General features: G+C 48.1%; 8 protein-coding genes. 7 read left to right on the top strand and 1 reads right to left on the bottom strand.

All coding sequences use genetic code 11. The features are described from left to right. The 3 genes from PX482_RS05165 to ftsH4 all read left to right on the top strand — a co-directional run. Positions 1-265 (top strand): zinc ribbon domain-containing protein (locus PX482_RS05165; RefSeq protein WP_288122162.1); only part of this gene is annotated, 265 nt, incomplete at its 5' end. 134 nt (positions 266-399) lie between these two features. Next, positions 400-1,584 (top strand): tetratricopeptide repeat protein, encoded by a 1,185-nt coding sequence (locus PX482_RS05160; RefSeq protein WP_002757692.1) that lies wholly within the window; start codon positions 400-402, stop codon positions 1,582-1,584. Positions 1,585-1,661: 77 nt separating this feature from the next. Further along, positions 1,662-3,539, top strand: coding sequence for an ATP-dependent zinc metalloprotease FtsH4 (gene ftsH4 / locus PX482_RS05155; protein WP_002757693.1), 1,878 nt, complete (start codon positions 1,662-1,664; stop codon positions 3,537-3,539). Between the two features lie 48 nt (positions 3,540-3,587). Here ftsH4 and PX482_RS05150 read toward each other — a convergent pair whose 3' ends face one another. After that, positions 3,588-4,508, bottom strand: coding sequence for a LysR family transcriptional regulator (locus PX482_RS05150; protein WP_002757696.1), 921 nt, complete (start codon positions 4,506-4,508; stop codon positions 3,588-3,590). Positions 4,509-4,778: 270 nt separating this feature from the next. Here PX482_RS05150 and PX482_RS05145 point away from each other — a divergent pair, with 270 nt between their 5' ends. The 4 genes from PX482_RS05145 to PX482_RS05130 all read left to right on the top strand — a co-directional run bounded on the left by PX482_RS05145 (position 4,779) and on the right by PX482_RS05130 (position 8,421). Then, a complete protein-coding gene (locus PX482_RS05145; protein ID WP_080603588.1) occupies positions 4,779-5,030 on the top strand; it encodes a sulfate permease in 252 nt (83 codons plus the stop codon). 94 nt (positions 5,031-5,124) lie between these two features. Beyond that, positions 5,125-6,246, top strand: coding sequence for a sodium-dependent bicarbonate transport family permease (locus PX482_RS05140; protein WP_002757699.1), 1,122 nt, complete (start codon positions 5,125-5,127; stop codon positions 6,244-6,246). A 75-nt stretch (positions 6,247-6,321) separates the two neighbouring features. Beyond that, positions 6,322-6,660, top strand: coding sequence for a P-II family nitrogen regulator (locus PX482_RS05135; RefSeq protein WP_002757700.1), 339 nt, complete (start codon positions 6,322-6,324; stop codon positions 6,658-6,660). Positions 6,661-7,005: 345 nt separating this feature from the next. Continuing rightward, positions 7,006-8,421 (top strand): cation:proton antiporter, encoded by a 1,416-nt coding sequence (locus PX482_RS05130; protein ID WP_288026699.1) that lies wholly within the window; start codon positions 7,006-7,008, stop codon positions 8,419-8,421. The last annotated feature ends 365 nt before the right edge of the window (positions 8,422-8,786 follow it).

Below are 8,786 nucleotides of genomic sequence, written 5' to 3'. Positions count from 1 at the left end.
GAAACGGGGAAAATATTATCTTAAGGTTGATAAAAACGGAACCTCGCAAGAGTGTCCGAATTGTGGCGCAATTACTGGTAAAAAAGCGTTATCGGAAAGAGTTCACCGGTGTGATTCTTGCGGCCACATTGAACCAAGAGATACGGCATCAGCAAAGGTAATTGAGAACCGAGGAAAAAATGCGGTCGGACTGACCGTGTTAGAAAACGCTTGCGGAGGCGATTTGACGGGGATCGACTGGGTTAAACTCGGTCGATCTAGTTAAAAGCCTAAGAACCGAGAATCCCCCGCTACACCGCGCGAGCGGTTAGCGGGGGAGAGTCAATCCCCGATAACTGATAACTGCTAGACTAATTGGGTGATGCTTGCAAGATTAATAAAACCAGTGTCGAGATTAGAATGCAGGGACTTTTAAGAAAACTTTGGCGCGCGATCGAAAACTTTTTTACCCGACTTTTGGGGGGACAAGGGGGAAAGGGGAGAGTACAAGCGATCGAATCTGTTCCCCTAACCGATACAGACTACGAGTTTCTCTATATGCAGTTACTCGATGGAGTGTCCCACGGTTGGCACGAAGGCAGAATTCTGAGATTTTTTGAGAAATTGGGCGATCGAGGTCGGCAAAAAGATTGGGTAGAATGGTTAGAGCGCTTTGGGAGCCGTCTGCAATCCTCCGCTTCCCTTAACCAACTTCTCGCCACCAGAATGATCCGTTTGGGAGAATTAGCTCGCGCTTTCCCCGGGATTGAACGTATTGGTGAAGCTTCCTACGAGATCGGTTATCAACTCTACACCAAAGAAACTGCCACTTTAATCTGGGAATACGCCGGCGACGATGAGGACCCGGGCAGTTATTCCCAGCCGCAAACCCCAGAAAATTTCTTATATTCGGGTGAAACTAGCGATTTTAACGGTAATGACCCAGAAAATCCCCAATTAGAAACCCTCACCCTCGATGAATTATTTGACCGTCTGCAAAACGATCCTACCCTAGCCGGGCAAATGGCCGAACAATTGGGCATCGAAAATAAGGACGCAGAAAGCATTATTGATAGTCTCATCGCTCAATTTTCCCCCCAGGAAGCTAAAAACCCTGAAACTGCCGAAGATTGGTTTAATCAGGGCTTAGAACAGGCAAATTTAGGCAATTGGTCAAATGCGATCGCCGATTGGGAACAGGCCTTGACGATCGATCCCCAATTAGCCTCGGCCTGGCATAATCGTGGTGGTGCCTTAGCCATGATTGGTAACTACGAAGAAGCTTTAAATAGTTATGATCGCGCCCTAGAAATCACCCCCAACGATCACCAAGTCATTAACGCTAGAGGCAGCGCCCTATACGGACTGCAACGTTGGCAAGAAGCGTTAGAATGTTGGCAACAGGTGCTAGAAGCGGACGATAATTTTTATCAAGCTTGGTACAATCGCGGCAGTACCCTAGAAAATTTAGGCGAAACCCAAGCAGCGATCGCCTGTTATCAAAAAGCTTTAGGGATTGTGCCGGATTTTGAGCTTGCCCAAACCCGTCTAGAGGCTTTACTAGGGCAAAAACCGCCCGAAGACGACGGTAATCCCCCCGCCTGATTCAATCTGAACTTGAGCAGTCAACAGCCTACAATGAGGAGAGGATAGAGACTAATTTTAATCAATCAGGCCCAGCAATGAGTATAAAAAGCAAACCTCCTTCACAATCTCGCCTGATCGGTAATGTTTTATTAGCCGTAGGCGGCTTATTTCTGATTGTTAACCTTCTTTTCCCGCAATTATTTGGCCCTAGCGTCCCCAAAGTTCCCTATAGTCTTTTTATCGACCAAGTGGAAGATGGTAACGTCGCTAGGGTATCCGTGGGACAGAATGAGATTCGTTATCAGCTTAAAAACGACCAAGAGGGCAACTACGGACGAATTTTCAGCACTACACCGATTTTTGACCTAGAATTGCCCAAACGTCTAGAAGCTAAGGGCGTAGAATTCGCCGCCGCACCACCGCCAAAAAATGGCTGGATTGGTAGTGTTCTTAGTTGGGTGATTCCTCCCCTGATTTTTGTTGGTATTTGGCAATTTTTCCTCGCTCGCAGCGGTGGCGGTGGTCCAGCCGGGGCTTTATCGATTACCAAAAGTCGCGCTAAAGTCTATGTGGAAGGAGACACCACCAAAACCACTTTTGAAGATGTGGCCGGTGTGGAAGAAGCGAAAACCGAATTGGCCGAAATCGTCGAATTTCTCAAATATCCCCAACGTTACATTCAAATCGGGGCGCGGATTCCCAAGGGTGTCCTCCTAGTCGGTCCGCCGGGGACAGGAAAAACCCTGCTGGCAAAAGCAGTCGCGGGAGAAGCGGGAGTTCCTTTCTTTAGTATCTCAGGTTCGGAATTCGTGGAACTCTTTGTCGGTGCAGGTGCGGCCCGAGTGCGAGATCTGTTTGAACAGGCCAAGAAAAAAGCCCCCTGTATTATTTTTATCGATGAATTAGACGCGATTGGTAAATCTCGCGCTAACGGTAATTTTATGGGGGGTAACGATGAGCGGGAACAGACTTTAAACCAATTATTGACGGAAATGGACGGTTTTAACGCTGGTGATGCGACGGTAATCGTGCTGGCCGCTACTAATCGCCCAGAAACTCTTGATCCCGCCCTTTTACGCCCTGGCCGTTTTGATCGCCAAGTGTTAGTTGATCGCCCCGATCTGGCTGGACGCTTAAAAATCCTCGAAATCTACGCAGGTAAGGTAAAATTAGGCTCAGATGTGGATTTAAAACAGATTGCTACCCGCACCCCTGGTTTTGCTGGTGCTGACTTAGCTAATCTAGTCAATGAGGCGGCTTTATTGGCAGCGCGCAATCAACGCAGCACCGTTGCCCAAGAGGACTTTAATGAGGCAATCGAGCGGGTAGTGGCCGGTTTAGAGAAGAAAAGCCGGGTTCTCTCGGAAAAAGAGAAGAAAATCGTCGCTTATCACGAAGTTGGTCACGCTCTCGTCGGTGCAGTTATGCCGGGGGGTGGTAAAGTTGCTAAGATTTCGATCGTCCCTCGCGGCATGGCAGCCCTCGGTTATACCCTGCAAATGCCCACGGAAGACCGTTTCCTTATGGATGATACGGAATTACGCGACCAAATTGCTACTCTTTTAGGTGGTCGGGCCGCCGAGGAAATTATCTTTGGTAGTATTACTACTGGGGCAGCTAATGACCTACAGCGGGCGACGGATTTGGCCGAACGCATGGTGACTACTTATGGTATGAGTAAGACCTTAGGTCCCCTGGCCTACGAAAAAGGTCAACAGAATAGTTTTCTGGGAGATGGTATGATGAATCCCCGGCGCTTGGTGAGCGATGATACGGCCAAAGCGATCGATAATGAAGTGAAAGAGATTGTCGAAAATGGTCATCAGCAGGCCCTGGATATCCTTGCTCAAAATCGCGATTTGCTCGAAGAAATTGCCCAAGAAATCCTCAGTAAAGAGGTGATTGAAGGGGAACAGTTGCAAGCACTGCTCGATCGCGTTAAACCCCTCGATCGAGAACCTGTTACTGTTTAGATTGATTTGATTTTTACCTTACCCCATCTTCAACAAAGATGGGGTTTCTCATCTAGAAATTTTGACCTTTAAGAGGGATTGGGGCTGAATATTGAGGAGATAATCCAGAAAAGTCTTGGCGATCACAGATAGTTTTTTATCCTTGGGATAAACCACATACCAATGGCGTTGGATGGGAAAATCTTGCACGTCAAGGATGGTAAATTCCCCATTGGGATTATCTAAATTTAAGACGTGCTGAGACAGAACTGAAATTCCTAAACCACCAGCGATCGCTTGTTTAATGGCTTCATTATTGCCGATTTCCAAACGCAGAGATACGGTGATGCCATGGTCGAGAAAAATTTGCTGTACTGCCCGTCTAATTCCCGATCCCATTTCCCGCATAATAAAAGGTTCCCCTTGCAGTCGTTTAATCGGAATTTTTTTCTGTCCCGCTAGGGGGTGATCTTTGCGAGCAATAACCACGAGGGGATTTTCCAGAAACGGTCGAATCTCTAGGTTTAGCTCTTGGGGGGGTTCGCTTAAAATATATAGGTCATCAACATTATTGATCATCCTTGTTTCTAGGTCTTGGTGATTGGTCAATTCTAGGGACACATCCACCCCTTGGTACTGTTGACAAAAAGGACCTAGGATTTGAGGGATTAAATATTGGGCTGTGGATACCGCCGCTAAACGCAGTTTACCCTGTTTAATGCCCTTGATATCAGCGATCGCCATCTCAAAGTTATCAAGATCCTTGAGGACTGCCTGGCAGGTGACTAATAAACTGCGTCCAGCCTCGGTTAAATACAAACGTTTGCCTATCTGTTCAAATAAGGGTAAACCCACTGATTTAGTCAGTTGTTTCATCTGGGTGGAAACGGTGGGTTGGGTGATCGATAGTTCTTCAGCAGCCCTGGTGAAACTGCCATGACGAGCGGTCGCTTCAAAGACAATCAGTTGATGTAAAGTGGCGTGAATCAAGAGAGGCCTCTAGAGAGCTACACTTCTGTTACTGCCTTGAGGAGCTTTGCTAAACAGAAGCAGGAATGGAGGGGAACGAGTAAAAACCTCCCCACCCCGCTTATATCATAGGTTTAAATCAATACTTTTGTAAAGATATATCGATTTAAACTCAATTTACAAAAATTTGCTTGTCAAGCTATCCGTTCTAGTATAGATTTAGAACAATCGATCTTTAAAAACCATAAAGTTTTGTCTATCAAGGCTGGTCTGTCAACCGCCAGCTTTGTTATGGCAAAAAATCCTTTGCTCAGTTGGATTCTCATGGAAATAACCAATCGTATTCATTTTGACAATTTGCGGGGCGATAGCTTCGGTGGTGTAACAGCTGCCAGCGTTTCTCTCCCTCTAGCTCTTGCCTTCGGGGTGGCTTCTGGGACGGCGATCGAGGCCAGTTTAACCGACAAAAATCCCGAATTAGGCTTACCTGCGGACTTGACACTGTCCAAAGTTCTGCCCGCAACAGGTTTGCTTAAGGGGTAAAGAGCCTTACTCTTACTCTCTTTCAGCTTTTGAAGGTTCATTTAGTTCGTTTATATTCAATACTCCTCATCAGGGGAGGCTTAAGGAGGTATTCGTGGATTTTTTCTCATTGTTTGTCATGGACTTTATCCAGCAGTTGCAGTCGCCAACGCTGGCCTTTTTGATTGGTGGCATGATCATTGCCGCTCTCGGTAGTGAATTGGTCATCCCAGAGTCGATTTGTACGATCATCGTCTTCATGCTGCTGACCAAAATCGGTCTGACCGGCGGGATTGCCATCCGCAATTCCAACCTGACGGAAATGGTATTACCAATGATCTTTGCCGTCATAGTAGGGATTATTGTGGTCTTCGTCGCACGCTATACCTTAGCCAATCTGCCCAAGGTGAAAGTGGTGGATGCGATCGCAACTGGGGGGTTATTTGGAGCCGTGAGTGGCTCGACTATGGCAGCCGGTCTGACGGTACTCGAAGAACAAAAGATCCCCTACGAGGCCTGGGCCGGCGCACTCTATCCCTTTATGGATATCCCGGCGCTGGTAACGGCGATCGTGGTGGCTAACATTTATCTTAACAAGAAGAAGCAGAAAGAATCGGCCTACGACCGCGAGTCTTTTAGCAAGCAGCCGGTGGCGGCCGGGGATTATTCCGATCAGCAGGATTATCCCAGCAGTCGGCAGGAGTATCTCAGTCAGCAGCAGCCTACGGATAATCGGGTCAAGATCTGGCCGATCATTGAAGAAAGCCTTCGCGGACCTGCCCTATCGGCCATGTTATTAGGTCTGGCTTTGGGCATATTCACCCAGCCGGAAACTGTCTATAAAAGCTTCTACGATCCCCTCTTTCGTGGCTTGCTTTCAATCTTGATGCTGGTCATGGGGATGGAGGCTTGGTCAAGGGTTGGCGAACTGCGTAAGGTGGCCCAGTGGTATGTCGTCTATAGCGTCCTAGCACCCTTTGTGCATGGTCTAATCGCCTTCGGTCTCGGCATGGTTGCCCACTACGCCACCGGGTTCAGCTGGGGCGGTGTCGTGGTTCTGGCCGTCATCGCTTCCTCTAGTTCCGACATCTCCGGGCCGCCCACGTTGCGGGCCGGTATCCCCTCGGCTAATCCCTCCGCCTATATAGGCGCGTCCACGGCCATCGGTACGCCCGTAGCGATCGGCTTGTGCATACCCTTCTTCCTTGGTCTCGCCCAGGCCCTCAGCGGCGGCTAGGATTGTGGTCTGTGGGCGCTCCCTTGACGGGGCTTACCAAGCAAATAAATGTACACATTTAAGGAGATAATCAACATGGCCAAACCAGCCAAAAAGCTCGTCATCGTCACAGAAAAGATTTTGTTGAAAAAAGTCGCCAAGATCATCGAAGAATGCGGGGCGAGTGGTTACACGGTGATGGATACTGGCGGTAAAGGCAGTCGCAACGTGCGCTCGTCGGGACAACCCCACGTTTCCGAAACCGATACGAATGTTAAGTTCGAGATACTTACCCCCGATCGAATTATGGCCCAAAATATTGCCAAGCAGGTTGCCGATCAGTTTTTCCTCAATTTTGCGGGCATGATCTATCTCTGTGATGCGGAGGTTCTGTACGGACAGAGTTTCTGTGGACCAGAGGGCTGTGAAATCTAGACAACTAAGCTTGTCTTGATCCGGGCCACCCCATCTGCAGCCTGACTGTCCTTGAGCGGTGGCCCTTTTTCCTATCCCCCAGTTTTATGACCACCTAGGGCTTGCTGAATAAATCTAAAAACCTTGTTGGATAAGGCTTTTAGGCTTTTTTCCCTCAAAAAGTGCTGACCATTGGAGTGATTGGGGGTAAAATTCCTGGACTTTTTCCCTGAAAATTAGGTAACTGACTACCTCAAAATCGGTAAAACCCTACACCCTATACCCCACACCCCACACCCTGCCCCCACGAAAAACTTTTTCAGCAGACCCTACCTAAAACCTTTAAACCCTCATCCCTTTAAACTCATGATTTTGTCCCCTATTCTGCCTCCTTTGATCGGGGAGATAGCGGCTCCCATGGCTCCGCTCCCCTTGCTCGCCACCGTTGTGGCCGAGGATTCACCGATTATTCTCTCTGGCGTATTGCTGACACTGGTGGTGATTTATCTGGCCAGCAAGCTCGGCGCAGAGGCCGCCAGACGATTGGATTTTCCGCCGGTACTGGGAGAACTGGTCGCTGGTGTGATTGTCGGCGTTTCGGCACTGCATCTGCTCATCTTTCCCGAAGGGGGACTATCGGCCTCGGACTCGGTGATTATGACGGTACTGCAAGGATTGAATCAATTGGCCCCGGCTGCCGTAGAGCGAATCTTTGAGTCCCAAAGTGAAGTGATTTCGGTTCTAGCTGAAATCGGTGTGATTATTCTGCTGTTTGAAATTGGCCTAGAATCGGATCTGCGACAACTCAAGGAAGTGGGAATTCAAGCCACGGTTGTGGCCTGTGTGGGGGTTGCGGCACCTTTTGCGGCAGGTACGGCCGGGTTAATGCTCGTCTTTCATGTGGCGGCTATCCCGGCGATTTTTGCGGGGGCAGCCTTAACGGCAACCAGTATCGGTATTACCTCGAAGGTGTTGTCCGAGTTAGGTCAACTCAAATCCAAAGAAGGGCAAATTATTGTCGGTGCGGCGGTGATCGATGATGTCCTCGGTATTATTGTTCTGGCTGTGGTCGCTAGTTTAGCCAAAACTGGTGAGATTGATGTGACCAATGTTATTTATCTGATTGTCAGCGCTACGGCCTTTTTGATCGGATCAATTTTGTTGGGAGGTATTTTTAACAAAAGTTTTGTGGCGATCGTGGAGCGGCTGAAAACTCGGGGCAATATTGTTATTCCGGCATTTGTCTTCGCTTTCTTTATGGCATTTTTGGGCAATGCTATTCATCTTGAAGCGATTTTAGGGGCTTTTGCTGCGGGTTTGGTGCTTGATGAAACTGATACCCGGAACGAGTTGGATGAGTTAATTAAACCGATCGCCGATTTGCTTGTACCGATTTTCTTTGTGACGGTGGGAGCGCGTGCTGATCTCGGTGTTTTAAACCCAACGGTACCGGAGAATCGGGCCGGACTTTTGATCGCTGTCTTTTTGATGGTTGTGGCGATCATCGGTAAACTGGTGACAGGCTGGGCAGTTTTTGGCATATCTGGAATCAATCGCCTCGCCATCGGTGTGGGTATGATTCCCCGGGGTGAGGTGGGTCTAGTTTTTGCTGGGATTGGTTCGGCCAGCGGAATTTTGGATAAGCCTTTGGAGGTGTCGATTATTATTATGGTAATCTTGACGACTTTCCTGGCCCCTCCCTTCCTCCGAATCGCTTTTGGTAAGACGGAAGCTGTTCCCGAAACCCTAGAAAGCAAGGATTCGGCTAATCCTATTCCTTAATTTTGCGGGTAAAATCTGATTTTTTAGACGAGGCTGAAGCATTTTCAGCCTTTTTACAAATCTATGCTAAGGATCACCGGAGCGATCGAGGTAAGATTTGAGAGTATCTAATCTTTTTCCTATGTTCGAGCAGACATTTAAGAATATCGACGATATTCTCCGAAAAGAGGCGGGATGCGCGACGGAGTTGGATTACGCAGAACAGATTTCCTAGATTCTCTTTTTGGCTCTTCGGTTTGTGTTATGCAATGGAGGGGGGTTATAAGGGATGGAACCCTTATATAGAAAGGCATTTAGCGATTTTTGTCAATTGTTTTTTATCTAGAGCGAACTAATCAATTAAGTCTCTTGCCAGATAAGGATTT

The organism is Microcystis sp. M53602_WE12, from assembly GCF_030065455.1.
Taxonomy (GTDB): Bacteria; Cyanobacteriota; Cyanobacteriia; order Cyanobacteriales; family Microcystaceae; genus Microcystis; species Microcystis aeruginosa.
This window is presented reverse-complemented; position numbering and strand designations above follow the sequence as displayed.